The 25,367-nt window shown below is 72.1% G+C and carries 19 protein-coding genes and 1 pseudogene; 14 read left to right on the top strand and 6 right to left on the bottom strand.

Going from position 1 to position 25,367, the window contains the following annotated elements; all coding sequences use genetic code 11:
• Nucleotides 1–110 precede the first annotated feature (110 nt).
• Nucleotides 111–1,640 carry a sialate:H+ symport family MFS transporter gene (locus tag AB0G35_RS17055; protein ID WP_360949550.1) on the top strand — a complete coding sequence of 510 codons (1,530 nt, stop codon included), beginning with the start codon at nucleotides 111–113 and terminating at the stop codon, nucleotides 1,638–1,640.
• A gap of 36 nt (nucleotides 1,641–1,676) precedes the next feature.
• On the opposite strand, the gene AB0G35_RS17050 is transcribed toward AB0G35_RS17055, so the two are convergent.
• Nucleotides 1,677–2,417 carry an MgtC/SapB family protein gene (locus AB0G35_RS17050; protein WP_360949331.1) on the bottom strand — a complete coding sequence of 247 codons (741 nt, stop codon included), beginning with the start codon at nucleotides 2,415–2,417 and terminating at the stop codon, nucleotides 1,677–1,679.
• Nucleotides 2,418–2,580: 163 nt separating this feature from the next.
• Here AB0G35_RS17050 and AB0G35_RS17045 point away from each other — a divergent pair, with 163 nt between their 5' ends.
• From AB0G35_RS17045 to AB0G35_RS17020, 6 genes are all read left to right on the top strand, one after another.
• The gene (locus AB0G35_RS17045; RefSeq protein WP_360949547.1) at nucleotides 2,581–2,961 is read left to right on the top strand and encodes an MmcQ/YjbR family DNA-binding protein; all 381 of its coding nucleotides are present in this window, start codon (nucleotides 2,581–2,583) and stop codon (nucleotides 2,959–2,961) included.
• 178 nt (nucleotides 2,962–3,139) lie between these two features.
• Nucleotides 3,140–4,321: a CaiB/BaiF CoA-transferase family protein gene (locus AB0G35_RS17040; RefSeq protein ID WP_360949329.1), complete on the top strand. Its 1,182-nt coding sequence runs from the start codon at nucleotides 3,140–3,142 to the stop codon at nucleotides 4,319–4,321.
• Nucleotides 4,321–4,452 (top strand): hypothetical protein, encoded by a 132-nt coding sequence (locus tag AB0G35_RS17035; protein WP_360949327.1) that lies wholly within the window; start codon nucleotides 4,321–4,323, stop codon nucleotides 4,450–4,452. The genes AB0G35_RS17040 and AB0G35_RS17035 overlap by 1 nt, the downstream gene beginning before the upstream one ends.
• A gap of 27 nt (nucleotides 4,453–4,479) precedes the next feature.
• Complete coding sequence (locus tag AB0G35_RS17030; RefSeq protein ID WP_360949544.1) at nucleotides 4,480–5,622, top strand: acyl-CoA dehydrogenase family protein; 1,143 nt, start codon at nucleotides 4,480–4,482, stop codon at nucleotides 5,620–5,622.
• 22 nt (nucleotides 5,623–5,644) lie between these two features.
• Nucleotides 5,645–6,859: an acetyl-CoA C-acetyltransferase gene (locus tag AB0G35_RS17025; protein WP_360949325.1), complete on the top strand. Its 1,215-nt coding sequence runs from the start codon at nucleotides 5,645–5,647 to the stop codon at nucleotides 6,857–6,859.
• Nucleotides 6,860–6,892: 33 nt separating this feature from the next.
• A complete protein-coding gene (locus tag AB0G35_RS17020) occupies nucleotides 6,893–9,097 on the top strand; it encodes a 3-hydroxyacyl-CoA dehydrogenase NAD-binding domain-containing protein (RefSeq protein ID WP_360949323.1) in 2,205 nt (734 codons plus the stop codon).
• A gap of 711 nt (nucleotides 9,098–9,808) precedes the next feature.
• On the opposite strand, the gene AB0G35_RS17015 is transcribed toward AB0G35_RS17020, so the two are convergent.
• On the bottom strand, nucleotides 9,809–10,567 hold the full coding sequence (locus AB0G35_RS17015) for a MerR family transcriptional regulator (protein ID WP_360949321.1): 759 nt from the start codon (nucleotides 10,565–10,567) through the stop codon (nucleotides 9,809–9,811).
• Between the two features lie 48 nt (nucleotides 10,568–10,615).
• Between AB0G35_RS17015 and AB0G35_RS17010 the strand changes: the two are divergent.
• From AB0G35_RS17010 to AB0G35_RS17000, 3 genes and pseudogenes are all read left to right on the top strand, one after another.
• Nucleotides 10,616–10,843: pseudogene (locus tag AB0G35_RS17010) on the top strand (long-chain fatty acid--CoA ligase); the annotation flags it as partial.
• A 114-nt stretch (nucleotides 10,844–10,957) separates the two neighbouring features.
• Nucleotides 10,958–12,424 (top strand): amino acid permease, encoded by a 1,467-nt coding sequence (locus AB0G35_RS17005; protein WP_360949319.1) that lies wholly within the window; start codon nucleotides 10,958–10,960, stop codon nucleotides 12,422–12,424.
• A 156-nt stretch (nucleotides 12,425–12,580) separates the two neighbouring features.
• A complete protein-coding gene (locus tag AB0G35_RS17000; protein WP_360949317.1) occupies nucleotides 12,581–13,063 on the top strand; it encodes a macro domain-containing protein in 483 nt (160 codons plus the stop codon).
• Nucleotides 13,064–13,114: 51 nt separating this feature from the next.
• On the opposite strand, the gene sph is transcribed toward AB0G35_RS17000, so the two are convergent.
• Nucleotides 13,115–14,104, bottom strand: a complete 990-nt coding sequence (gene sph / locus AB0G35_RS16995; RefSeq protein WP_360949315.1) for a sphingomyelin phosphodiesterase — start codon at nucleotides 14,102–14,104, stop codon at nucleotides 13,115–13,117.
• 183 nt (nucleotides 14,105–14,287) lie between these two features.
• Here sph and AB0G35_RS16990 point away from each other — a divergent pair, with 183 nt between their 5' ends.
• Complete coding sequence (locus AB0G35_RS16990) at nucleotides 14,288–15,145, top strand: oxygenase MpaB family protein (RefSeq protein WP_360949313.1); 858 nt, start codon at nucleotides 14,288–14,290, stop codon at nucleotides 15,143–15,145.
• Nucleotides 15,146–15,240: 95 nt separating this feature from the next.
• On the opposite strand, the gene AB0G35_RS16985 is transcribed toward AB0G35_RS16990, so the two are convergent.
• On the bottom strand, nucleotides 15,241–16,728 hold the full coding sequence (locus AB0G35_RS16985) for a M1 family metallopeptidase (protein ID WP_360949311.1): 1,488 nt from the start codon (nucleotides 16,726–16,728) through the stop codon (nucleotides 15,241–15,243).
• 254 nt (nucleotides 16,729–16,982) lie between these two features.
• On the opposite strand from AB0G35_RS16985, the gene AB0G35_RS16980 reads away from it, so the two are divergent.
• Together AB0G35_RS16980 and AB0G35_RS16975 are read left to right on the top strand one after the other, a co-directional pair.
• Nucleotides 16,983–18,947 carry a Xaa-Pro dipeptidyl-peptidase gene (locus tag AB0G35_RS16980; RefSeq protein WP_360949309.1) on the top strand — a complete coding sequence of 655 codons (1,965 nt, stop codon included), beginning with the start codon at nucleotides 16,983–16,985 and terminating at the stop codon, nucleotides 18,945–18,947.
• 295 nt (nucleotides 18,948–19,242) lie between these two features.
• Nucleotides 19,243–20,586 carry a M14 family metallocarboxypeptidase gene (locus tag AB0G35_RS16975; RefSeq protein ID WP_360949307.1) on the top strand — a complete coding sequence of 448 codons (1,344 nt, stop codon included), beginning with the start codon at nucleotides 19,243–19,245 and terminating at the stop codon, nucleotides 20,584–20,586.
• 227 nt (nucleotides 20,587–20,813) lie between these two features.
• Here AB0G35_RS16975 and AB0G35_RS16970 read toward each other — a convergent pair whose 3' ends face one another.
• Nucleotides 20,814–21,833 carry an FAD-dependent oxidoreductase gene (locus tag AB0G35_RS16970; RefSeq protein WP_360949305.1) on the bottom strand — a complete coding sequence of 340 codons (1,020 nt, stop codon included), beginning with the start codon at nucleotides 21,831–21,833 and terminating at the stop codon, nucleotides 20,814–20,816.
• Between the two features lie 214 nt (nucleotides 21,834–22,047).
• On the opposite strand from AB0G35_RS16970, the gene AB0G35_RS16965 reads away from it, so the two are divergent.
• Complete coding sequence (locus tag AB0G35_RS16965; protein ID WP_360949303.1) at nucleotides 22,048–23,988, top strand: FUSC family protein; 1,941 nt, start codon at nucleotides 22,048–22,050, stop codon at nucleotides 23,986–23,988.
• On the opposite strand, the gene AB0G35_RS16960 is transcribed toward AB0G35_RS16965, so the two are convergent.
• Nucleotides 23,933–25,141: a Cmx/CmrA family chloramphenicol efflux MFS transporter gene (locus AB0G35_RS16960; protein ID WP_360949301.1), complete on the bottom strand. Its 1,209-nt coding sequence runs from the start codon at nucleotides 25,139–25,141 to the stop codon at nucleotides 23,933–23,935. The genes AB0G35_RS16965 and AB0G35_RS16960 overlap by 56 nt on opposite strands.
• Nucleotides 25,142–25,367: the final 226 nt, after the last annotated feature.

The following is a 25,367-nucleotide window of genomic DNA, read 5'->3' as shown; positions in this document are numbered from 1 at the left end:
GTGAGCGCATGACGTAGGACGTCCCATCTCACGTCGAACGTCCCCTTCTCTCCCGTGCACCGTCGTTGCCGACTCCAGGAGGAGGCCGGTTTGCCGTGACGACGCGCCCCTTGGACGACCACCCGGACGACCGCGGCCCCGGGCCCGCCTCCCGGGGGCCACGGAACTGGTACCGCGAGGTCACACCACGGCAGTGGAAGGCGATGTTCGCCGCCTGGATCGGCTATCTCCTCGACGGCTTCGACTTCGTCCTCATCACCCTCGTGCTGACCGAGATCGCCGACGAGTTCCACCTGAGCACCACCTCCGCCGCCTCACTCATCTCCGGTGCCTTCATCACCCGGTGGCTGGGCGGCGCGCTCCTCGGTGCACTGGGCGACCGCCACGGCCGCAAGACCGCCATGATCGTCAGCATCCTGCTCTACTCGCTCGGTACCTTCGCCTGCGGCTTCGCCTGGGGATACAGCAGCCTGTTCGCCGCCCGCTTGGTGATCGGCCTGGGCATGGCGGGGGAGTACAGCGCCAGCGCGACCTACGTGCTGGAGACCTGGCCCACCCGGTGGCGGAACCGGGCGTCCGGGTTCCTGATCTCCGGCTACGCGGGCGGCACCGTCGTCGCGGCCGAGCTCTACAAGTGGGTGGTGCCCCACTGGGGCTGGCGCTGGATGTTCTGGATCGGCGTACTGCCCGTCCTCGTCGCCCTCTGGGTGCGCAGAGCGCTGCCGGAGGCCGCGGACTGGCACCGGGAGATCGGCGTGTCCGGTACCCGCCCCGAAGAGGAACGTCCGCACCCGTTCCGGCCGCTGTTCACCGGGCGCCGCCGCTGGCTCAACGCCGTCCTGGCCGCGACCGCCTCCGCCGCCCTGTTCTGCGTCTTCACACCCGTAGGAGCGGGAAACGTGCCCTGGCTGTCGGGCGTCGCGGCGCTGTGCCTGGTCGCCTTCGCCGTACAGCTCGGCGGCCGCCGCGGATGGCTGCTGTACGTGTCCCTGATGGCGACCGCGTTCTGTGCGTTCCTCTACAGCTGGCCCGTCCAGGCCCTGCTGCCGACCTACCTCAAGACCGACCTCGGCTACGCACCCGGACAGGTCACGGACGTCATGTTCTTCGCGGGTTTCGGCACCATGGCGGGATGCTGGCTCGCGGGATACACCGGCGACCGGCTCGGGACCCGGCGCGCCTACACCTGCACCCTGCTGGCCTCCCTGGCCTTCGTCTTCCCCGTCTTCGCGGTCCGCGACAACCTGCCGGTCCTCGGCGTACTGGTCTTCGGGCTGCTCGCGCTCAGCCAGGGCATCTCCGGCATCCTGCCGAAATACCTCGCCGGTCACTTCCCGACCGCGACCCGCGCCGCCTCCTTGGGCTTCGTCTACAACGTCGGCGCTCTGGGCGGCGCGGTGGCGCCCGTCCTCGGAGCCCATCTGGCCGAAGGCATGCCCCTGGGACGCGCGCTCGCCGTGCTCACCTTCGGCCTGACGCTGCTGGTCGTCCTCCTGGTAGGCGGCAACGTGCCGCAGCGCCTGGGGAGACTGCTCGACCGTCAGGCGCCCGACGACCACCTCGTCCCTCCGGCCGCCACCGAGGCAGGCGCACCCGGGGGCGCGTCGCCGCGTCCGACCCCAGGGGAGACGCCGAGCTGAACCCGGCTCGCCCCGTACCCGCCCGCCACGGCCCGCTCACTCCGTACGGTCGTCCTGCCGCCCCAGCGTCACCCCGCGCACCCCCTCCAGCTCCGACAGCGCCTCCACCAGGGGATGGGCCGCGCCGGCGCCCTCCAGACGGAGCAGCACCTCGGCCGCGAACCGCTGCTCCTCCCCGCCGGTCTCCACCTGGACATCGGTCACCCGGAAGCCCCGGCCGGTGCACATCTCCAACATCCGCCCCGACAGCCCGTGTTGCGTGCGGTACGCGATGCGCAGATCGACGCGGGTGAGGGCGGGCTCCCTCGCGATCAGGTCGGAGATCTTCGTGAAGCCGCGGACGATGAGGAAGTGCACCGCGGTCGCGCCGATCGCCAGCAGCGGCAGCCCACCACCGCACGCCATGCCGATGGCGCAGGTCAGCCAGATGGTGGCAGCCGTCGTCAATCCGCGGACGGCGTCCTTCCGGACGAAGATCAGGCCGCCGCCGATGAAACCGATGCCCGACACGACCTGGGCGGCGACCCGGGACGGGTCGAGCGCCACGCCGTCCGTTCCCAGCAACGCCCCGAAGCCGTGGATCGACACCTCCATGAACAGCGCGCTGCCCACACCGACCAGCGTGTGGGTACGCAGTCCGGCGCTCTTCTGCCGGGCCTCGCGTTCGAGCCCGATCAGCGAGGACAGCAGCAGCGCCAGAGCCAGCTCGGTGAACTGGCGCAGGCCCTGACCGGCGTGGAAGTCGAACAGTGCGGCGGCGAGTTGCGGAGCGGACATGGCCGCAATTGTCCCTCTGACGGCCGGACGACCGGCGGTGCGCGGGCCGTTGTCAGTGCCCGCGGTTAGCGTGGGATGCGTCGGTCGGCCCGTGCGCGAGGCGCGCGGCGCCGAGGCGGTGCCGCAGATGGCGCCGTACGGGGGAACGGACGTGGAGGAGCTCATGACGAAGGCGGCGGGCCCGGTGGCGGCCCGGGAGCGGGTACGGGCGTTCGCGCTCGGGCTGCCCGGGGCGGTCGAGGAATTTCCGTGGGGCGAAAGCGTCATCAAGGTGAACAAGAAGGTCTTCGTCTTCCTCGGCGTCGAGGACGGCAGCCATCCACCGGGCGTCACGGTCAAGCTGACGGATCCGGAGGCGCATGCCCACGCCCTGAGCTCGCCCGGTGCCGAGCCGGCGGGCTACGGCCTGGGCAAGGCCGGCTGGGTGCGGATCCCGCTCGATGAGCAGGGGGCGCCGCCGGCCGAGCTGCTCTGCGACTGGGCGGAGGAGTCGTACCGCGTCATAGCCCCGAAGAAGCTCATCGCCGAGCTCGACGGGGGATAGCAGCGCAGCGGCAGCAGGCGCGCAAAGGCCCGTGACGGCGAGGGCAGTTGAGCCTCGTCGGCACGGGCCTTTCCGCTGGTCGCCACTTGGCACGGGGGTCTTGTGGAAAGTGGAACACGTTCTTAACATCGCGAGTGTTACATCAGAAGTGTCACAGTGCGGAAGGGCATGGGGCGCGATGACGGAGTCAGGCAACGGCCCGCTGCACGGCGTACGGGTCGTCGAGCTCGCGGGCATCGGCCCCGGGCCGTTCGCGGCCATGCTCCTGGCCGACCTCGGTGCCGACGTCGTCCGCGTCGACCGCCCCGGAGGAGCCGGCCTGGCCATCGACCCGGCCTACGACCTCACCAACCGCAACAAACGCTCCGTGCTCGTCGACCTGAAGACCCCCCACGGCGTCGCCCAGGTCCTCGACCTCGCCGAACGCGCCGACGTACTGCTGGAGGGCTACCGCCCGGGCGTCGCCGAGCGGCTCGGCGTCGGCCCCGAGGAATGCCTGGCGCGCAACCCCCGGCTGGTCTACGGCCGGATGACCGGCTGGGGGCAGCAGGGCCCGCTCGCCGACACCGCCGGACACGACATCGGCTACATCGCCCTCACCGGCGCCCTGGGAATGATCGGCCCGCCCGGCGGCCCGCCCGCCATCCCCGCCAACCTCCTCGGCGACTACGCCGGCGGCTCGCTCTACCTCGTCATCGGCATCCTCGCCGCGCTCCAGCACGCCCGCACCGAAGACGGCCGGGGCCAGGTCGTGGACGCCGCGATCGTCGACGGCACCGCCCACCTGACGGCGATGATCCACGGCATGCTGGCGGCCGGCGGCTGGCAGGACCGGCGCGGCGCCAATCTGCTGGACGGCGGAACCCCGTTCTACGGCACCTACGAGACCGCCGACGGCGGATACATGGCCGTCGGCGCCCTGGAGAAGCGCTTCTACGGCGAATTCATCCGGCTGCTGGGCATCCAGGACGAGGCCCCCGCCCGGGACGACCTCGCCGCCTGGGACGAACTGCGCACCGCCATCGCGGCCCGCTTCAAGACCCGCACCAGAGACGAATGGACCACCGTCTTCCAGCACTCCGACGCCTGTGTCGCCCCCGTGCTCTCCCTGCGTGAGGCGCCACACCACCCCCATCTCGCCGCCCGCGGCACCTTCGTCGACCACGACGGCATCACCCAGCCCGCCCCCGCACCCCGCTTCTCACACACCCCCGGCGCGATCCGCAGACCACCCGCCCGGCCCGGCGCGGACACCGAGGACATCGCCCGAGACTGGCAGACCCCCAGCCTCCTCACCCCACCCACCGAAGACCCCGCCGACGCCCCGGGCCGCCCCGAACGGAAAGACCCGGCCCACTGATGACACTCACCACCTCACCCCGCTACGCAGCCGACCCGCCCCGGACCACCGAGGACACCACCCCGGAACCGGCCGCCCCGGACGCCGCCCGGGCCACCAAGCCCATCGAAACCGCCAAGAACCGGCTCTGAGGAGGGCCCGCCGAGATGACCGCGCAACTGCCGCGCCAGATCTTCACCGAGGACCACGAGGCCTTCCGGGAAACCGTCCGCACCTTCCTCACCAAGGAGGTGACCCCCCACTACGAACAGTGGGAAAAGGACGGCATCGTCAGCCGGGACGCCTGGCGCGCAGCCGGCAGACAAGGCCTGCTGGGCATGGCGGTCCCCGAGGAATACGGCGGCGGAGGCAACCCCGACTTCCGCTACAGCGCCGTCCTCGCCGAGGAGTTCACCCGCGCCGGCACCCCCGGACTCGCCCTCGGCCTGCACAACGACATCATCGGCCCCTACCTGACCTCCCTCACCACCGACGAACAGAAGCGACGCTGGCTCCCCGGCTTCTGCACCGGCGAGATCATCACCGCCATCGCCATGACCGAACCCGGCGCCGGCTCCGACCTCCAGGGCATCCGCACCACCGCCGAGGACAAGGGCGACCACTGGCTGCTCAACGGCTCCAAGACGTTCATCTCCAACGGCATCCTCGCCGACCTCGTCATCGTCGTCGCCAAGACCACACCCGAAGGCGGCGCCCACGGCCTCTCCCTGCTCGTCGTCGAACGCGGCATGGCCGGCTTCGAACGCGGCCGCAACCTCGACAAGATCGGACAGAAGTCCCAGGACACCGCCGAACTCTTCTTCCACGACGTACGCGTCCCCAAGGAAAACCTCCTCGGCGAGCTCAACGGCGCCTTCATCCACCTCATGACCAACCTCGCCCAGGAACGCATGGGCATAGCCGTCGCCGGCATCGCCGCCGCCGAGCACCTCCTGGAGATCACCACCCAGTACGTCAAGGAACGCGAAGCATTCGGACGACCGCTCTCCAAGCTCCAGCACATCCGCTTCGAGATCGCCGAAATGGCCACCGAATGCGCCGTCACCCGCACCTTCCTCGACCGCTGCATCGCCGACCACTCGGACGGCACCCTCGACGCCGTCCACGCCTCCATGGCCAAGTGGTGGGCCACCGAACTCCAAAAGCGCGTCGCCGACCGCTGCCTCCAACTCCACGGCGGCTACGGCTACATGACCGAATACCGCGTCGCCAAGGCCTTCACCGACGGCCGCATCCAGACCATCTACGGCGGGACGACCGAGATCATGAAGGAAATCATCGGCCGCTCCCTGCTCGGCTAACCCTCCCCGGAAAGGCTTACCAGTGAGTTCCGAAGCGTACGTATACGACGCGATCCGCACCCCGCGCGGCCGCGGCAAGGCCAACGGCGCACTGCACGGCACCAAGCCGATCGACCTGGTCGTCGGCCTGCTCCACGAAGTACGCCGCCGCTTCCCCGGCCTCGACCCCGCCGCGATCGACGACATCGTCCTCGGCGTCGTCGGACCCGTCGGCGACCAGGGCTCCGACATCGCCCGGATCGCCGCCATCGCCGCCGGCCTGCCCGACACCGTCGCCGGCGTCCAGGAGAACCGCTTCTGTGCCTCCGGCCTCGAAGCCGTCAACATGGCCGCCGCCAAGGTCCGTTCCGGCTGGGAGGACCTGGTCCTCGCCGGCGGCGTCGAATCCATGTCGCGGGTCCCCATGGCTTCCGACGGCGGCGCCTGGTTCGCCGACCCCATGACCAACTTCGACACCGGCTTCGTCCCCCAGGGCATCGGCGCCGACCTCATCGCCACCATCGAGGGCTACAGCCGGCGCGACGTCGACGAGTTCGCCGCCCTCTCCCAGGAACGCGCCGCCACGGCATGGAAGGACGGCCGCTTCGACCGCTCCGTCGTCCCCGTGCGCGACCGCAACGACCTCGTCATCCTCGACCACGACGAGCACATGCGCCCCGGCACCACCGCCGACTCCCTCGCCACCCTCAAGCCGTCCTTCGCCACCATCGGCGACGCCGGCGGCTTCGACGCGGTCGCCCTCCAGAAGTACCACTGGGTCGAGAAGATCGACCACGTCCACCACGCCGGCAACTCCTCCGGCATCGTGGACGGCGCCGCGCTCGTCGCCATCGGCAACAAGGAGGTCGGCGAACGCTACGGCCTCACCCCGCGGGCCCGCATCCTCTCCGCCGCGGTCTCCGGCTCCGAACCGACGATCATGCTCACCGGCCCCGCCCCCGCCAGCCGCAAGGCACTCGCCAAGGCCGGCCTGACCATCGACGACATCGACCTGGTCGAGATCAACGAAGCCTTCGCCGCCGTCGTCCTCCGCTTCGTCAAGGACATGGGCCTGAGCCTCGACAAGGTCAACGTCAACGGCGGCGCCATCGCCCTGGGCCACCCCCTCGGCGCAACCGGAGCGATGATCCTCGGCACCCTCGTCGACGAACTCGAACGGCAGGACAAGCGCTACGGCCTCGCCACCCTCTGCGTCGGCGGCGGCATGGGCATCGCCACCGTCATCGAACGCCTCTGACCCCCTCGTCCCACCCACCACGGAGAACGCACCATGAGTGAACCCGCAGCCGTGTCCACCATCCGCTGGGAAAAGGACGAGACCGGCGTCGTCACCCTGGTCCTGGACGACCCCGACCAGTCCGCCAACACCATGAACAACGCCTTCAAGACCTCCCTCACCGCGGTCGTCGACCGTCTGGAGGCCGAGAAGGACAGCATCCGCGGCATCATCATCACCTCCGCCAAGAAAACCTTCTTCGCCGGCGGCGACCTCCGCGACCTGATCGCCGTCACCCCCGCCCAGGCCCAGCAGGCCTTCGAGTCCGGCCTGGGCATCAAACGCGACCTGCGCCGCCTGGAAACCCTCGGCAAGCCCGTCGTCGCCGCCATCAACGGCGCCGCGCTGGGCGGCGGTTACGAGATCGCGCTGGCCTGCCACCACCGCATCGCCCTCGACACCCCCGCCACCAAGATCGGCCTGCCCGAAGTCACCCTCGGCCTGCTGCCCGCCGCCGGCGGCGTCACCCGCACCGTACGGCTGCTCGGCATCGCCGACGCCCTGCTGAAGGTGCTGCTCCAGGGCACCCAGTACAACGCCACCCGCGCCAGGGACGCCGGACTGATCCACGACGTCGCGGCCACGCCCGACGAACTCCTCACCAAGGCCCGCGCCTTCATCGACGCACACCCCGAGTCCCAGCAGCCCTGGGACACCAAGGGCTACCGCATCCCCGGCGGCACCCCCGCCCAACCGAAGTTCGCGGCCAACCTCCCGGCGTTCCCCGCCAACCTCAAGAAGCAGCTCAACGGCGCGCCGTACCCGGCCCCGCGCAACATCCTCGCCGCGGCCGTCGAGGGCTCCCAGGTCGACTTCGAAACCGCGCAGACCATCGAGGCGCGGTACTTCGTCGAACTCGTCACCGGCCAGGTCTCCAAGAACATGATCCAGGCCTTCTTCTTCGACCTCCAGGCCGTCAACTCCGGCGCCAACCGCCCCAAGGGCATCGAGCCCCGAAAGGTCGAGAAGGTCGCCGTCCTCGGCGCCGGCATGATGGGCGCCGGGATCGCCTACTCCTGCGCCAAGGCAGGCATCCAGGTCGTCCTCAAGGACGTCACCCTGGAGGCGGCGCAGAAGGGCAAGGCGTATTCGGAGGGACTGCTCGACAAGGCGCTCTCCCGGGGCCGCACGACCGAGCAGAAGCGTGACGAACTGCTCGCCCGGATCACCCCCACCGCCGAGCCCGCCGACCTCGCGGGCTGCGACGCCGTCATCGAGGCGGTCTTCGAGGACGTCGCCCTCAAGCACAAGGTGTTCAAGGAGATCCAGCACATCGTCGCGCCCGACGCACTGCTGTGCTCCAACACCTCCACCCTCCCCATCACACTGCTGGCCGAAGGCGTCGAGCGGGACCAGGACTTCATCGGCCTGCACTTCTTCTCACCGGTCGACAAGATGCCGCTGGTCGAGATCATCAAGGGCGAACGGACCGGCGACGAGGCGCTGGCCCGCGCCTTCGACCTGGTCCGCCAGATCAAGAAGACCCCGATCGTGGTCAACGACTCGCGCGGCTTCTTCACCTCCCGTGTGATCGGCCAGTTCATCAACGAGGGCGTGGCGATGATCGGCGAGGGCCTGGAACCCGCCTCCGTCGAACAGGCCGCCGCCCAGGTCGGCTACCCCGCCAAGGTGCTGTCCCTCATGGACGAGCTGACCCTGACACTGCCGCGCAAGATCCGCGAGGAGACCCGACGGGCCGTCGAGGAGGCCGACGGCACCTGGCAGCCGCATCCGGCGGACGAGGTCATCGACCGGATGGTCGACGAGTTCGGCCGCCCCGGCCGCAGCGGAGGCGCCGGCTTCTACGACTACGGCGAGGACGGCCGGCGCGCCGACCTCTGGCCCGGCCTGCGCGAACACTTCGCCCGCGACGGCGCCACCATCCCCTTCATCGACATGCAGGAACGCATGCTCTTCTCCGAAGCGCTGGACACCGTCCGCTGCTTCGAGGAGGGCGTGCTCACCTCGGTCGCCGACGCCAACATCGGCTCCATCTTCGGCATCGGCTTCCCGGGGTGGACCGGCGGCGTGATCCAGTACATCAACGGCTACCAAGGCGGCCCGGGCCGGGAGGAACTCGTCGGCCTCCCCGGCTTCGTGACCCGCGCACGGGAGCTCCAGGCGGCCTACGGTGACCGCTTCGCGCCCCCCGCCCTACTGGTCGAAAAGGCCGAGAAGGGCGAAAAGTTCAGCGACTGAGGGCCAGTTCAGCCACTGAGTGGACGCGGGGCGGGCAGGCAGATTCACTGCCCGCCCGCCCCGCCGCCCTTCTCCGCCCCAACCCGCAGACCCAGCAGCCGGTACCTCGACCCGCAGACCCAGCCGGTCCACGCCTTCACAGTCGGTAGCACATCGGCGGGAACGAATTACTCTCCGTAATCGTTGCCGTAATACGAAGGGCCGGCGCACAAGGCACTGAGGTCGGGCGCGAGGCGCGGAGTGCCGGAGGACCGGAGCGTCGGAGGGCCGAAGGATGGGAGGGTCGGGCGCAAGGCACCGGACGCGCCGGACGGTCGGGCAGAAGGTACGGAGGGGCGATGTCCAAAGGTGTGAGGCCCAAAGGTGTGGGGCGGACAGGTCCCGCGGAGCGGGGCGACGCCAGGAGTAGGGCGGGGGAAGCGCCCACGCCCTGGCTCCTCCTGCCGCCTCCTGCCTCCTGCCTCCCGCGGGGCTCTCGCTCCCGCATACCCGGCGGTCCCGCATGCCCGGCGGCCGCCAGGGGGCTCGGTTTGGCGGGGGGGGGCTCGGTCTCGCGGGGACGGCCACCCTGACGAGCCGACGAGCGACGAGCCGACGAGCGACGAGCCGACGAGCCGACGAGCCGACGAGTGACGAGTGAGCGATCCGACGAGTGACGAGCTGGCGATCCGACGCGTGACGAGTGGCGAGTGAGCGATCCGACGAGCCCGCTTACTCCTGCGGGGCGCGATCCCCTGAGGCTGGTGGCCCGCCCTCTGCCTCGAACCACTCCCGCAGTTCCTGCTTCATCGACCGTTGGAAGGCGGTGACCAGTGCCTGCACCACCATCGGCTGCATATGGGCCGAGAGCGTCTTCATCCGCGCCATCTCCTCCGGGTCCGGTCCGCCCTCCCGGTGTGGCCCCCATACCTCGTCCTTGAACAGCCGGCTCAGCTCGCGGGCCGCCGAGCGGGTGTGCTCGATGACGACGGAGCGCGCCGCCAGGATGGTCTCCAGCGTGATCGGTACGTCCAGCAGGCGGGTGCCGAGGTGCAGCAGGCCGGGGTCGACCCGGAAGACCCGGGGGTCCTCGGTTCGTACGAGCACGCTCATGGCCGCCAGCCGGTCCAGGTCCTCCTCGGTCAGCTCACGGCCGACCCGGCGCTCCAACTGGTCGCGGGTGGCGTCCTCGGCCTTGTCCGGGACCCAACTCGCCACCAGCGCACGGTGAATGGCGAGGTCCTGGGCGCTCAGGTCGGGCGGCAGCTGCTGCAGATAGCGCTCGATGGCCGACAGGGTGAGGCCCTGGTGCTGGAGTTCCTCGATGAGGGCGAGCCGCGAGAGGTGGTCCGGGCCGTAACGGCCGACCCGGCGGGGCCCGATCTCCGGCGGTGGCAGCAGGCCGCGGGTGCTGTAGAAGCGGATCGTGCGGACGGTGACGCCGGCGCGGGCGGCCAGTTCGTCGACCGTCAGATCGGTGGCGGACTCCATGTTCAACAGTATTGCTGTCTCACCACTCTTGTTAAACCTGTGGATTGTGGCACGCGGCCGGGACTGGCCGGGCATCCGAAGGTGAGGGCGGACGTTGAGCGGTCCGTTGTGGTGGCGAACGCGCGCTTGAACCGAACAGAACAAGTCAAGAAGTTTGCGTTGCTGGGCGAGGAGTGGGGTCACGAAACGGGCGAACTGACCCCGCCTTTCAAAATGCATCGCCGGATAATTCGCGCGAAATACGGACAAATCTTGGATGGCCTATACACGCTGTGATCTTGCCCACAGACGGGGGGCCGCTCTTCAGGGAAGGTGTGCCGTCGGCCGTCCGCGCGACCCGCGGGACCGGTCATCGCTCCAGCGCCTGCCCGAAAGCGAGATGCACCAGCAGTGAGCACGGAAACCGTCACCGAGACAGCCCACAGGTCACCTGACGGGGGGAGCGGCGCGCAGCAGGACGCGGGCGACGCGGGGTACAGCAAGGGCCTCAAGGGCCGGCACATCAACATGATCGCCATCGGTGGCGCGATCGGCACCGGCCTGTTCCTGGGCGCCGGCGGCCGGTTGCACTCCGCCGGCCCCGCGCTGGCTGTCGCGTACGCGGTCTGCGGCCTCTTCGCCTTCTTCGTCGTGCGCGCCCTCGGCGAGCTGGTGCTGCACCGCCCGTCGTCCGGGTCGTTCGTCTCCTACGCCCGTGAGTTCCTGGGGGAGAAGGGCGCCTACGTCGCCGGCTGGATGTACGTCGTGAACTGGTCGACGACCGGTATCGCCGACATCACCGCGATCGCGCTCTACACGCACTACTGGAGCCTGTTCACCGACATCCCGCAGTGGGTGATGGCGCTGATCGCGCTGGCGGTCGTGCTGACGGTGAACCTGATCTCCGTGAAGATCTTCGGTGAGCTGGAGTTCTGGTTCGCGATCATCAAGGTCGCCGCGCTGGTCGTCTTCATGTTCATCGGCATCTTCCTGCTGGCCACCCACCACCAGGTCGGCGGTCATTCGCCGGGCCTGAGCCTGATCACCGACCACGGCGGTATCTTCCCGACCGGTCTGCTGCCCGTGGTGATCGTGCTCCAGGGCGTGGTCTTCGCCTACTCCGCGGTCGAGCTGGTCGGCGTCACCGCCGGTGAGACCGGCGAGCCGCAGAAGGTCGTACCGAAGGCCGTCAACTCCATCATGTGGCGGGTGGGCGTCTTCTACGTCGGCTCGGTGATCCTGCTGGCGATGCTGCTGCCGTGGAACAAGTACACCGCCGGCCAGAGCCCGTTCGTCACCGTGCTCTCCAATGTCGGTGTCCCGGCGGCCGGCGACGTGATGAACCTCGTCGTGCTGACCGCGGCCATGTCCAGCCTGAACTCCGGTCTGTACTCGACCGGCCGGATCCTGCGCTCCATGTCGATGGCCGGCTCGGCACCGAAGTTCGCCGGCCTGATGAACCGCAACCAGGTCCCGTACGGCGGCATCATGCTCACCTCCGCGGTGTGCGTGCTCGGTGTCGGGCTGAACTACTGGCTCCCGGGCGAGGCCTTCGAGATCGTGCTGAACATCGCGGCGCTCGGCATCATCAGCACCTGGTGCACGATCATGATCTGCCACATGGTCTTCGTGCGCCGCACGAAGCAGGGGCAGCTTGAGCGACCGCGGTTCCGGCTGCCGGGCACCCCGGTCACGGACATCGCCACCATCGCCTTCCTGCTCGGCGTCATCGTGCTGATGTGGTTCGACGACGGTGTCGGCCGCAAGACCGTGCTGCTGATCCCGGTCCTCGCCGCCGCGCTGGCCGCCGGCTGGTTCGGGGTCCGCGGCCGGGTGGCCCGGATCGCCAAGGAACGCGAGCTGCAAGCGGCGGAGTAGTCGCACACCCAGCGACGCCTGAGTACGACAGGGCGGTCGCGGCGGGCCGGAAGGTCCCCGCGGCCGCCCTCGTGCGTGCGCCGGCTGCCGGGCCCGTTCCCGCCCGGCCGTCGTGCGGCCCGGCCGATTGTCAGTGGTCGGCTCTACTGTGAACACATGACCGAAAACACGGGGATTTCCTACGTCAAGGGGGACGCCACCGCACCACAGGGCAAGGGCGTCAAGATCATCGCGCATGTCTGCAACGACCTGGGCGGCTGGGGCAAGGGCTTCGTCCTCGCACTCTCCCGCCGCTGGCCGGAGCCCGAGGCGGCCTACCGCAGATGGCACCGCGAGCGCGCGGGCAACGACTTCGGGCTGGGCGCCGCCCAGTTCGTCCAGGTCGGCGACCGGCTGTGGGTGGCCAACGTCGTCGGCCAGCGGGGTATCAGGACCGGCAGCAAGGGCGTTCCGGTGCGGTACGAGGCCATCGACGCCGGGCTGGGACGGGTCGCGGACAAGGCCGTGGAGCTCGGGGCGTCGGTCCATATGCCGCGGATCGGCTGCGGGCTGGCGGGCGGGAAGTGGTCCCGGGTGGAGCCGCTGATAGCCGAGCGGCTCACCCGGCGCGGCATACCGGTGACGGTCTACGACCACTGACGGTCTACGACCACTGGCTCCCCGCCCGCCGGCCGCGGTGCGGGCCCGGGCTCAGCCGCCGATCAGCGGATAGTGATCGCTGAGGTTGGTGTAGGTGTAGTCCTTGCCCCAGCTGGAGACGGTCCAGGGCGCCGACTCCTCCTTGACCACCTCGTTCTGCCAGTCGGCGGGCCGGGCATGGCCGTTGCGGTGCAGCACGTAGTCCAGGTCCTCGCGGGGGTCGTCGGGGTAGCGGTACCTCGCGATGGAGTTCTCCTGGGTGTCGAAGGAGTACGGGTGCCCGGTGCGGCTGTCGGCCGGGGCCAGATCGCCGTTGCCGAGCAGGGCGTTGTACTCCGCGCTGTGGGAGTCGACGTTCAGGTCGCCGGCGACCATGACCTCCTCGTCCGCCGGGATGTTCTTGGCGTCCAGGAAGGCGTCGATCTCCTTGAGCTGCCCGGCGCGGTCCGCGGCCGCCTCGCCCGCCTTGCAGCCCGAGTCGGTGGACTGGGTGTGGGTGCCGACGACGTGCACCTTGGCGCCGTTGACGTCCAGTACCGCATAGACGAAGCCCTTGTTGGAGAAGGAGTCCGAACCGCAGGCGTCCTTGTAGACGTACTGCTCCTTGCGCAGGATCGGCCACTTGCTCAGCAGGGTCACCCCGCCGTCCTCCGGGGTGACGGCCGAGTAGGCGCCGCCGGTGGCGTCCCAGCCGCTCCTGCTCCGGCCCACCACCGGAGTCTGGTGCGGATACTGCCCGGCGGCCCGGGACTTCAGAGCATCGGAGGAGGAGTTGTCGAACGCTTCCTGGAGCACGACGACGTCGTTGCCCTGGAAGAAGTCCGCGGCCGCGATCGCCTCTGCGCGGTGGTCCTGGCCCCAGTTGGGATAGAGGTTCTTGCTCATCAGGAAGGTGTTGTAGCTCAGCACCTTCAGGTGGGGGGCGGTGGCGGCCGAAGCGGTGGGGGACGCGGCGGTCACGGTCGCGGCGGCGAGGACCGCGGCGAGAGCGGCGGTGCGACGGCTCGCGGCGGACGGCGTGCGCGGCGCTGGGTTCGACACTGAATCTCCCTATGGGGGTGGGGATTTGGTCCGGCGGCGCCATCCAACCAGGTGACATTACTTCTAGGTAACCGTCCGGGAGGCAGGAGATGTACGGACCGCGCCGGGTCGGCGCGGCGTGGGTGGGGATTCCGCTGCTCACGCGTCGTCGGGGGGCGCCGTATTATGTGAAATGCTATGAATATGGAGAAAGGCCAGCCAAACCCCCCACCGGTTGGTGGCGTCCTCTGGTCGTTGGCGGGGGACATCCGCATGCTGCTCACCCTGCCCCCGGCGCTGACCATGCAGGTCGCGCACCCCGCGGTGGGCGCCGGCGTGGACGACCACTCCGCCTTCCGGACCGATCCGTGGGGCCGTGGCGAGCGCTCGCTGGTCTCGCTGCAGCTGTGGGTCTACGGCGGCGACGGCGCGGCCGAGGAGGGCCGCCGGCTGCGCCGGCTGCACCGCACCATCCAGGGCACCGACCCGCACGGCCGCTCGTACCACGCGCTCACCCCCGCGACCTACGCCTGGGTGCACGCCACCGGTTACCCCGTCTTCCGGTACGCCCAGCGTTACCTCGGCCGCCCCTTCACCGAGGCGCAGGAGCGGCAGCTCTACGCGGAATGGCTCCAGGTCGGCCGGGTGCTGGGCATCCAGGACCGCGATATGCCGCAGACCATCGAGGAGTTCTGGCCGTACTACCGCCGGGTCCTCGACAGCCACCTCGAAGCGACCGCAGTAGTACGGGAGTTGATCGACCCGGATCCGCCGCTGCCGGTGCCCGACCGCGGTCCGCGCTGGCTGCGGCTGCTGCTCCGGCTGGTCTGGCCCTGGCTGCGCCCGCGGTTCGCCCGCTTCCGACGGTTCGTCAGCATCGGCCTGATGCCGCCGGACGCCCGGCGCGCCATCGGCCTGGAGTGGACCGAGGCGCAGGAGCGCCGGCTGCGCCGCTTCGGCCGAGTGGTGCGCGTGGTGGTTCCGGTCCTTCCGGAGCGGCTGCGCTTCATGCCGATCGCCCGCCGCGCCCGGTGCGCGGCGCGCCGGGCGGCGCCCCGCTAGCGGTCCCTGGGGGACGACGTACGGGGGCGGAGCCGGGGGGTGAGGGCCCCGGCTCCGCCCGGTTCAGCGCTCGGCGGCCGCCGTGCGGCCGGGGATCAGTGCCCGTGCACGTCGTGCGTGGCCGCGATCTGCTTCCAGGACTTCGGCTGCGCCACCGGTCCCCGGGGCGCACCCAGGGTCCGCTTGGCCGCGCCCGCCGCGGGCTTGGACGGCTGGAACAGCCAGGTGTCGAAGAAACCGGCCAGCTGCTTGCCGGACTTCTTCTCGGCGAACGTCACGAAGTCGGCCACCGAGGCGTTGCCGTACTTGTGCTCGGTCGGCCAGGACTTGAGGAGGTCGAAGAAGACCTTGTCGCCGACCTTGTTGCGGAGCGCCTGCAGGGCCAGCGCGCCGCGGTCGTAGACGGCGCCGTCGAACTGGTTCTCCGCGCCGGGGTTGCCCGGCTTGACCGTCCAGAACGGGTCGTCGGCCGGGTGCTGGGCGTAGACGTAGTCCGCCAGTTCCTGCGCCGTGCCCTCGCCCTCCTTCTCCGACCACAGCCACTGGCTGTAGGCGGCGAAGCCCTCGTTGATCCAGATGTCCTTCCAGTCCTTGAGCGAGACGCTGTCGCCGTACCACTGGTGTGCCAGCTCGTGCACCACGACCGAGACGTTGGTGCCCCGGTCGAAGGCCTTCTTGCCGTAGAACGGACGGGTCTGGGTCTCCAGGGCGTACCGCGCCGGCACGTTCGGGACGTAGCCGCCGACCGCGTTGAACGGATACGGGCCGAAGACGCTCTCCAGCCACTCGGTGATCTCGGTGGTGCGCTCGATGCTCGCCCGCGCCGAGCCCTCGTTCGCGCCGAGGTCCTTGCTGACGGCGTTGATCACCGGCAGGCCGTTGGCCGTCGTGTCGGTGGTGAGGTCGAACTTGCCGACCGCCAGCGTCGTCAGATACGTCGCCTGCGGCTTGTCCGAGCGCCAGTTGTAGCGCGTCCAGCCGAGCTTGGAGGTCTGCGAGGCCAGCACGCCGTTGCTGAGTGCCTGGGTGCCGTCCGGGACCGCGACCGAGATGTCGTAGGTCGCCTTGTCGGTGGGGTGGTCGTTGCTCGGGAACCACCACACCGCGGAGTCCGGCTCCTGGGCGATCACGGCGCCGTCGGGCGTGCGGGCCCAGGCGGTGAAGTCGTCGATCTTCAGCTCGGAGGGCTTGCCCGCATAGCGCACGACGACGCTGATCTGGCGGCCCTTCTCCAGCGGTGCGGCCGGGGTGACCTCCACCTCGTGCTTGCCGGAGGTGGCGAAGGTGGCCTTCTTGCCGTTGACCCGTATCTCGCTGACCTTGAGGCCGAAGTCCAGGTTGAAGCGGGAGAGGTCCTGGGTGGTGGTGGCGAGCAGCGTCGCCGTGCCCTCCAGCAGGTCCGTCTTCGGCTGGTACTTGAGCCGCAGGTCGTAGTGGGAAACGTCGTATCCGCCGTTCCCGCTCTCGGGGTAGTAGGTGTCGCCCACGCCCGGAGCGCCCGGGGAGAAGTCGGCCGCGGAAGCCGGGATTGCCAGCAGCAGACTGAGCGCGGCCGCGCCCGGGACGAGGAGTCTGTGACGCACGAGTCCTCCAACTCGTAGGGGGATGGCTCTGGTTCAGACCCTAGACAGCCCACCGGGGCAGCGTCATGGACATGGCCGGATCTGACACATGACCGACATGAACCACCCACCGCCCCGGCCGGTGCCGTGCGCCTCGCGGGGCCCTTCGCCCCGCCCGGTCCCGTGCGACCCTTGGGATCCGGCCGTCACCGACCGCACGGCCGTCGTCACCCGCACCCTTACGCACGGGAGTTGAGCCGCGCTACGGTCCGCCCGTGACGAATCCTGCGCGGTTTCCCCGCATTCCCTTCACGGCGCTCGTGCTGGCGGCGGTCGCCGCGCTGCTGTCCGCACTGATCGGGCCGGCCGCCGCGCAGGCGGCGCCCGGCGAGAGCAGACCCGTGTACTCCTACGACCACGCGATACGCGAATCGGTGTGGGTCGACACCCGGCTCGACGGCGATGCGGACGGACGGAGCGACCGCGTCGCCGTCGACATCGTGCGGCCGTCCGAACCCGCCCGCCAGGGCCGCCGCATACCGGTGATCATGGACGCCAGCCCGTACTACTCGTGCTGCGGACGCGGCAACGAGAGCCAGAAGAAGACCTACGACGGCCACGGCCGGCCGGTGCAGTTCCCGCTCTTCTACGACAACTACTTCGTGCCGCGCGGCTATGCGACGGTGCTGGTCGACCTGGCCGGCACCAACCGCTCGGACGGCTGCGTCGACGTCGGCGGCCGCTCCGACATCCGGTCGGCCAAGGCCGTCGTCGACTGGCTGGGCGGCCGGGGCCGCGCGTACACCGCCCGCACCGGAGGCAGACCCGTCACCGCCGACTGGTCCAACGGCAGCACCGGCATGATCGGCAAGAGCTGGGACGCCACCATCGCCAACGGCGTCGCGGCCACCGGGGTCAAGGGGCTGAAAACCATCGTCCCGATCGCCGGCATCTCCTCCTGGTACGACTACTACTTCGCCAAGGGCGCCCCGCTGTACGACTCCGGCCCGGACGCGCTCGCCCACGCCGTCGACAGCCCGGACGCGCAGAAACGATGCGCCGCCGTCCAGAAGAAGCTCGTCGACGGGGCCCCGCGCAGCGGTGACTGGACCGCGCTGTGGACCGAACGGGACTACGTCCGCAACGCCGGCAAGGTCCGGGCCAGCGTCTTCCTGGTGCACGGCATGCAGGACCTCAACGTCCGCACCCGGCACGCCGGTCAGTGGTGGGACGCACTCGCCCGGCACGGCGTCGCGCGCAAGATCTGGCTCTCGCAGACCGGGCACGTCGACCCCTTCGACTACCGGCGCACCGACTGGGTCAAGACCCTGCACCACTGGTTCGACCACTATTTGATGGGCTACGACAACGGCATCGAACGCGCCCCGATGGCCGACATCGAGCGTTCGCCCGGCGTCTGGTCCACCGACCCGCAGTGGCCCGCGCCCGGCACCACGGCCACCACACTGCGCCCGCGCGCCGGCCAGGAACCCGGCGTCGGCGTCCTCGGGGCCGAGAAGGCACCCCAGGGCGCCACCGAGACCTTCACCGACGACCCCCGGCTCGGCGAGGCCGACTGGGCGGCCCACATCGACCGGCCGACGCCCGCCAAGGCCGGGTTCACCACCGGGCCGCTGCGCGCGCCCCTGCGGCTGTCCGGCTCCGGATCGGTGACCGTCACCGTCACCCCGAGCACCTCCACCGCCCACCTCTCCGCCGTCCTGGTGGACCTCGGCCCCGACACCATCCGCAACTACGGCGCCGACGGCGAGGGCATCACCACCCTCGACCGGCGCACCTGCTGGGGCGCCGGCACCAACGGGGACACCGGCTGCTTCAAGGAGACCGCCGCCGACACCGAGAACGTCGCGCACACCGTCTTCAGCCGCGGCTGGGCCGACCTCGGGAACTACGCCGACCCCCGCGAGGGCCGCCCGCTCACCCCCGGCAAGCCCTACACCCTCACCCTCGACCTGGCCGCCACCGACCACATCGTGCCCGCCGGGCACCGCCTCGCGCTGATCGTGGCCGGCACCGACGCCGGGCTGATCGACCCGCCCCCGTCCCGGCCCACCCTCACCCTCGACCTGTCCCGCACGTCCGCACGCCTGCCGCTGACCGGCGGCCCCGCGGCCCTCGCGCGGACCACCGCGCACGCGTCCGGCCCCGTGCACCGCACGGCACCGCTGACCGGGGTCGCCCCGCCGCGCTCGATCAGCCGGATGCCCGGCGCGCAGTGACCACCCAGGGGTGCCTCCCGGTGGATGCCGGTCTCTCCCGGTCGATGCCGGTCTCCCGGTCCCGCCGTCCCCAGGCCGCGCCGGACCAGGGAGGCACCCCTAGGCACCCCTAGGGTCCGCCGGACCAGGGAGACCCCCTAGGGGCCGCCCCACCGCGGGCGGCCCCGCGAACGGCCGCACCCGCCCGCCGCATCCACCCCGGGCCCCGGCCCCACCCCGCCCCGGCCACCCGCACGGCCGGCCCCCACACCGCCCCCGACGACCCCCACCGCTCACCCAAGGGAGGCACCCGCCCGTGATGCTCCGTACCCGCCGACTCGCCCTCGCGACGCTGTCCTTCGGTCTGACCGCCACCCTCGGCGCGACCCTGCCGGCCCCACCCGCCCGCGCGACCGGACACCACCTGCCCCGTACGGGGTTCGAAACCAGCCAGGGGGCGCGCTGGACCAGTGAGTTCGAGGAACAGCGCTTCCTGGCCACCGTCGACCGCGCCACCCCCCGCGTCCGCATCGACCGGATCGGCACCACCGCGCAGGGCCGCCCGCTCCGGCTCGTCCGCATCGGCGCCCCGGCCCCCGCCTCCCCGGCCGCCGTACGGAGCGGCAACTCCGTACTGCTCGTCTGCTCCCAGCACGGCGACGAGCCCTCCGGTCGCGAGGCCTGCCTGGCCACCGTCCGGGACCTCGCCTACGCCACGGACCGGGCCACCCGGCGCTTCCTCGCGCAGACCAGCGTGCTGGTCCTCCCCACCGCCAACCCCGACGGCCGGGCCGCCGACACCCGCGGCAACTCCGAGGGCACGGACATCAACCGCGACCACCTCGCGCTGAAGACCGCCGAGGCCCGCGCGATGGCCCGGGTGCTCCGCGACTACCGCCCCGACACCGTGTACGACCTGCACGAGTACGGCCCCACCGTGCCGTACTACATGAAGGACCTGCTGTCGCTGTGGCCGCGCAACCTCAACACCGCGGGCCCCGTGCACCGGGAATCCGCCGCGCTCTCCCGGGACTTCGTCACCCCCGCCGTACGGAAGGCCGGCTTCAGCACCGGCGTCTACGGCATCTGGACCGACCCGGAGACCGGTGACCCCGTCAAGCAGGTCGCCGGCGACGGCCAGGAGCGCATCCTGCGCAACACCGCCGGGGTGAAGGGCTCCGTCGGGCTGCTCGTCGAGACCCGGGTCGACGCCCTCACCGACGCCGAGAAGGCCGACCCGGCGGTCAACAACAGACGCCGGGTCGCCTCCCAACTCGCCGCGCTCAAGGGAGCCTTCGCCTTCCTCACGCAGCACCGCCGGCGCATCGAGGAGGCCACCACCGCCGCCCGGCTCACCGGCTACGCCGACCGCGGCCCGGTCCTCCTCGGCGGCGCGGACAACGAACCCCCCGCCCCCGACCAGGTCCTGACCGACCCGCCCTGCGGCTACCGGCTCACCCCGGAGCAGTTCGCACAGACCGGGGACGAGCTGTCGCTGCACGGAGTGACCGGCATCCGGGACCGGGACGGCTCGGTCGTCGTCCCGCTGCGCCAGTCACTGCGCCGCCTCGTCCCGCTCCTGCTGGACGGCCGGGCCGCCTACCACCTCACGGCCGCCACACCGCTGGCCGACTGCGCCCGGGCGGGCCGCACGCCGTAACGCCGCCCGGCCGGCCGTCTGTGGCCGGGCCGGGCGGCGGGCCCGCCCTGCCGGGCCGAGCGGCGGGCCCGCGGAGGGGAGCCGCACCCACTTCCCGAACCGGCCGCCTGTTCCCGCCCGGCCCCAACCGCCTCCTCCCGCCCCGTCCCGCTCACCTCCTCTCACCCGGCCCCAACCGCCGCCTCCCGCCCGGTCCCAACCGCCTCCTCTCACCCCGCCCCCACCGCCTACTCCCGCCCGGCCGCACCCAGCACTGTCCGCACGCACCCCACCACTTCCTCCGCGCACCCCCACGCCACGGTCATCCCCGCACCCCCGTGCCCGTAGTTGTGGACGCACCACGCGCCGCCCGGCAAGCGTTCCGCCTCCAGTCGCACCGCGGGGCGCGCCGGGCGCAGGCCCACCTTGTGTGCCAGGACCCGGGCCCGCGCCACCTCGGGGAACGGCCCGGCGCAGCGCGCCACGATCGCCTCCGCCACCGCCGGGTCCGGCTCCCGCGACCAGGCGCCCTCGCGCGCCGTACCGCCCAGCACCAGCCCGTACGGCTGCGGAAGCAGGTACGTGGGGTCCGTCGCGCCGCCCTCCGCGGCCACGAACCACTCCCGCACCCCGGGGTTCTCCACGACGACCAACTGGCCCTGCACCGGCTGTACTTCGGGATCGGGGACGAGCTCGCGGGCGCCCAGGCCGGAGCAGTTCACCACCACCCCGGCGGCCCGCCCGGCCTCCTCCAGGGAGGTCAGCGCACGGCGTTCCAGCGTGCCGCCGGCGGCGGTCAGCCGGCGTTCCAGATAGTGGAGATGGACCGTCATGTCCACCAGCGGGGCAGACGCCCGCCATGCCGTGGCGGTCCCCGCGGGGAGCTCGTCAGGGCGGGCCGGCCGTAGTCCCGGAACGGCCGCGTACCAGGCGGAGAGGCCGTCGTCCTCGCCCGCCGCGGCGGTCGCCATCGTGCCCGTCACCATCCGGGCCCCGGTCTCCGCGGGCCGCCGCGCCAGCGCGGACAGCACCTCGAAGGACCGTACGGACCAGGCCACCGCCCGCTCGAAGGGCCGGATGCGGTACGGCCAGCACAGGCCGCCGGCCACCGCGGACGTCGTCGCGTCCGCCGCGTCCCGGCTCACCACCCGCACCCGGTGGCCGTCCTCCGCCAGCGCCACCGCCGACGTCAGCCCGATGACGCCACCGCCGACCACCCACACCTCGTCCGTGCCCGGGTCGATGCCCGGGCCCGTGTCGATCGTCATGGCCGGATGCTAGGGGGAAGTCCCGCGAGGTGTCCCCTCCGGCTCGGCATCCGGGCGGTCACCACGGCAGCCGGACTTCCGCCACCGGTGATCTTGCGGTAACCCTCCGGACGCGGTGCCGACGAACCGGGCCTTTAGGCTGGGAGCAGCACCGTCGGCCGATGTCGCCCCTCGGATCCGCCCGCCGTCCGTACGCCGTCGACTGAGGAGGCCCATGCTCCGCGCGCAGCGCGCCGTGCCCGCCTGGCTCGCCCACCCGTTCCGCTGGCAGCGGCTGCCCGTGCCCTGGGCCGCCGTTGCCCGCGGGGCGCTCTGCGCCGGGCCGCTGCTCGGCGCGGGCATCGCCACCGGCCACCCCGCGCCCGCCGTGCTCGCCGCGCTCGGCTCCATGCTGGCCGGCGTCAACGACCGCCCCGGCACCCGCCGCACCGGCATCGTGCACATCGGCCTGCCCGCGCTCGCCTCGGCGCTCGGGATGCTGATCGGTGCCTCGCTGCGGGCCGTGGACGCGGGCTGGTGGGTGGTACCGGCGCTGTTCGCGGTCGGTTTCGTCTCCGGCGCGGGCAGCGTCGCCGGGCCGGTCTGCTCGAACGCCGGGATGCAGATGCTGGCCACCACGGTCCTGGGCGCCGGAATGCCGCTGCCCGGCGCACCGTGGGCCAAGGCCCTGACGCTGCTCGCCGGCTGTCTGTGGCTGCTCCTGCTGCGTCTGGTGCTGCGCCCGCCGCGGCCGGCCGGCGGTGCGCTCAGCGGTGAGCGTGCCGCGGTCGCCACGGTCTTCGACGCGCTGGCCGACGCCCTGGGCGCGGCCGGCGGGACCGGTGCCGAGCCGGCCCGGCGCCGGCTCACCGCCGCACTGGACCGCGCCGACGAGGCGCTGCGGCTGCGCCTGCTGACGGACCGGCTGCTGCGCCGTCCGGCCGGCTCGGACGAACTCCTGCTGGCCGAACGGTTCGTCGCGGCCACCGCACTGTGCGAGGCCAGCGTCGCGCTGCTGTGGGAGGCCCGCCCGCTGCCGGCCCGGGTCGCCGACAGCCCCCGCCGGTTCGCCGCCGCGCTGCGCACCGGCCGGCCACCGGGCCGGCTGTCCGCCCCCGCGACCAGCACACCCGGCCGCGGCGCCTTCGACCAGGCGCTGCTGGACGCGGCGGTGGCGTTCGCCCGCAGCGAGCCGCTGAAGGGGACCCGGCCGCGTGCCGGGCGGCCGGAACCGGCGCGGCGCGGGCACGAACTGCTCGGGCCTGCCGGCCGGGACTACGGTCTGCGGGTCGCGCTCTGCATCGCGGCGAGCGCGGCGGTGGCGCTGCTGCTGCGGGCCGACCACTGGTACTGGCTCCCGGCGACCGCCACCTTCCTGGTCAAGCCGGACCTGGGCCCGCTGTTCTCCCGTACCGTCAACCGCTTCGCCGGGACCGTCGCCGGGGTGCTGGTCTTCGCCGGGGCCGGTCTGCTGCTGACGGGGGAGTGGTGGCCCGCGCTGGTGGCGGGTGCGGGCGGGGCGCTGCTGCCGTTCGCCATCCGGCACTTCGCGCTGCAGACCGTGGCGATCACCCTCATGGTGCTGTCGTTCGTGTACGTCAGCGGGGCCCGGGAGGCCGCCGCCGAGCGGATCGTCGACACCTCCATCGCCTGCGGCATCGTGCTCGTCGTGGGGCATCTGCCGCGACTCGCGGACCCGCGCCGCCGGGTCGGTCAGCGGGTCACCGCGGCCCTGCGGGCCACCGAACGCTTCCTGCGGCACGTCCTGGCGGCCCGCCCCGGTACGGACCCCGCCGAGCGGCTGGCGCTCCGCCGGGCCGCGTACCGGGCGCTGGCGGAGGCCCGGGCGGCCGCGGAGACGGCCGCCGCCGAACTCCTGGCCGCCCGGGACCGCAACCCCGACTGGCCGGCCGTGGTCACCGCCGCCGAACGCATCGTGGACGCCGCGACCGCCTGCGCGGTACGCCTCGACCACGGTGCCCGCCGCCCGGGCACCGAGGAGGCCGAGCGGCTGTGCCGGGCGCTCTCCGCGATGGCCGACGCCCTGGAGGACCCGGGGAGCCGGCCGGGCACGGGCCTGCCGGACGTCGAGCTGCGGGCCGACCCGGAGTGCGCCACGCTCACCGACGTCGCGGCGGAACTGGAGCACATCCGGGGGCACGCCGGGGCCGGGTGAGCCGGCGGGAGCCGGCCAGGGCCGCTCCGCCCACCGCCAGCGCGACGGCCACGAGCAGGGCGCTGACCGCCACCGGAGCGCGGTGGCCGGACCCGGTGGTGAGGGCGGCGCCACCCAGCCAGGGGCCCAGCGCGGCACCCACGTTGAGCGCCGCCGTGGCGAACCCGCCGGCCAGGGCCGGCGCCCCGGTCGCCGCGTAGAGCGCCTGCGCCACCAGGGTGGAGCCGACGCCGAACGACAGCGCCCCCAGGGCGGGGACGAGCAGCAGGACCGCCACCGGGCTGCCGGCCGTCAGCGCCAGCACGGTCCACCCGGCGAGCAGCGCCGCCCCGCCGGCCGTCAGCAGCGGCACCGGACGGGTGTCGGCCAGCCGCCCGCCGGCGCTCACCCCGGCGAACGCCCCCAGCCCGAAGAGCGCCAGAACGGCCGGCACCCGGCCGGCGCCGATCCCGGCGACGTCGGTGACCAGCGGCGCGAGATAGGTGAAGGTGCAGAAGGTCGCGCCGTTGACCAGCGCGCCCAGGAGCAGGGTCAGCAGCAGCCGGGGTGAGCGCAGCGTCCGCAGCTCGCCCCGTGCCCGCACCGCGTGGCCGCCGGGCTCCCGCCCGCCGTCGGCCGGGACCGACCGGACGATCGCCACCACGGCCGGCACCGACACCGCGGCGACCGCCCAGAACGCCGAGCGCCACCCCCACGCCGCACCGAGCAGGGCGCCGGCGGGCACGCCCGCGACACAGGCCAGGGTGGTGCCGCCGAGCAGCACGGAGGTGGCCCGGCCCTTGGCGTCCGCGGGCACCACGGAGGCAGCGGTGGCCAGGGCGACGGCCAGGAACCCGGCGTTGGCCAGGGCCGCGACGACCCGGGTGGCCAGCAGCACCGGATAGCTGGTGGTGACCGCGCCGGCCACGTGGACCAGCAGGAACGTGACCAGGAACACCAGCAGCGCCCGGCGGCGCGGCCAGCGCCGGGCGAGCAGCGCCATCAGCGGCGCCCCGACGACCATGCCGACGGCGAAGGCCGAGGTCAGCGACCCCGCGGCGGACAGTGGGACGCGCAGATCGGCGGCGAGGTCCGGCAGCAGCCCGGACAGCATGAACTCGGAGGTGCCTTGCGCGAAGACGGCGAGTCCGAGGAGATACAGGAAGAAGGGCACAGCAACACTCCGCAACCACAGCGGGGACCGGCGCGCGTCACCTCACAGGAGCGCAGCGGAACGCCAGGGCACCTGCGGGGAGCGACACCGGTCCTGACGAGACGTCGGACGGGAAAGCCGTGCGCACGACGGCGCTGACGGCGGGTGACGACGGTCCGGTGGCGGCGGAGCACAAGGAGAGGGCGGCGCGACGGTGGAACGCCGGGCCGGCGAGGCAACGCGAGAG

The sequence above is a fragment of the Streptomyces sp. NPDC021749 genome (assembly GCF_040640655.1).
Lineage (GTDB): Bacteria > Actinomycetota > Actinomycetes > Streptomycetales > Streptomycetaceae > Streptomyces.
Note: the sequence above shows the minus strand (reverse complement) of the source record. Positions and strands in the feature narration are given on the sequence as shown.

Bases quoted from the DNA above. Each gene is read 5' to 3' on its own strand.
- AB0G35_RS17050 (WP_360949331.1), bottom strand. From the start codon at position 2,417: ATGTCCGCTCCGCAACTCGCCGCCGCACTGTTCGACTTCCACGCCGGT.
- AB0G35_RS17045 (WP_360949547.1), top strand. From the start codon at position 2,581: ATGACGAAGGCGGCGGGCCCGGTGGCGGCCCGGGAGCGGGTACGGGCG.
- AB0G35_RS17040 (WP_360949329.1), top strand. From the start codon at position 3,140: ATGACGGAGTCAGGCAACGGCCCGCTGCACGGCGTACGGGTCGTCGAG.
- AB0G35_RS17035 (WP_360949327.1), top strand. From the start codon at position 4,321: ATGACACTCACCACCTCACCCCGCTACGCAGCCGACCCGCCCCGGACC.
- AB0G35_RS17020 (WP_360949323.1), top strand. From the start codon at position 6,893: ATGAGTGAACCCGCAGCCGTGTCCACCATCCGCTGGGAAAAGGACGAG.
- AB0G35_RS17015 (WP_360949321.1), bottom strand. From the start codon at position 10,567: ATGGAGTCCGCCACCGATCTGACGGTCGACGAACTGGCCGCCCGCGCC.
- AB0G35_RS17000 (WP_360949317.1), top strand. From the start codon at position 12,581: ATGACCGAAAACACGGGGATTTCCTACGTCAAGGGGGACGCCACCGCA.
- AB0G35_RS16990 (WP_360949313.1), top strand. From the start codon at position 14,288: ATGGAGAAAGGCCAGCCAAACCCCCCACCGGTTGGTGGCGTCCTCTGG.
- AB0G35_RS16970 (WP_360949305.1), bottom strand. From the start codon at position 21,833: ATGACGATCGACACGGGCCCGGGCATCGACCCGGGCACGGACGAGGTG.
- AB0G35_RS16965 (WP_360949303.1), top strand. From the start codon at position 22,048: ATGCTCCGCGCGCAGCGCGCCGTGCCCGCCTGGCTCGCCCACCCGTTC.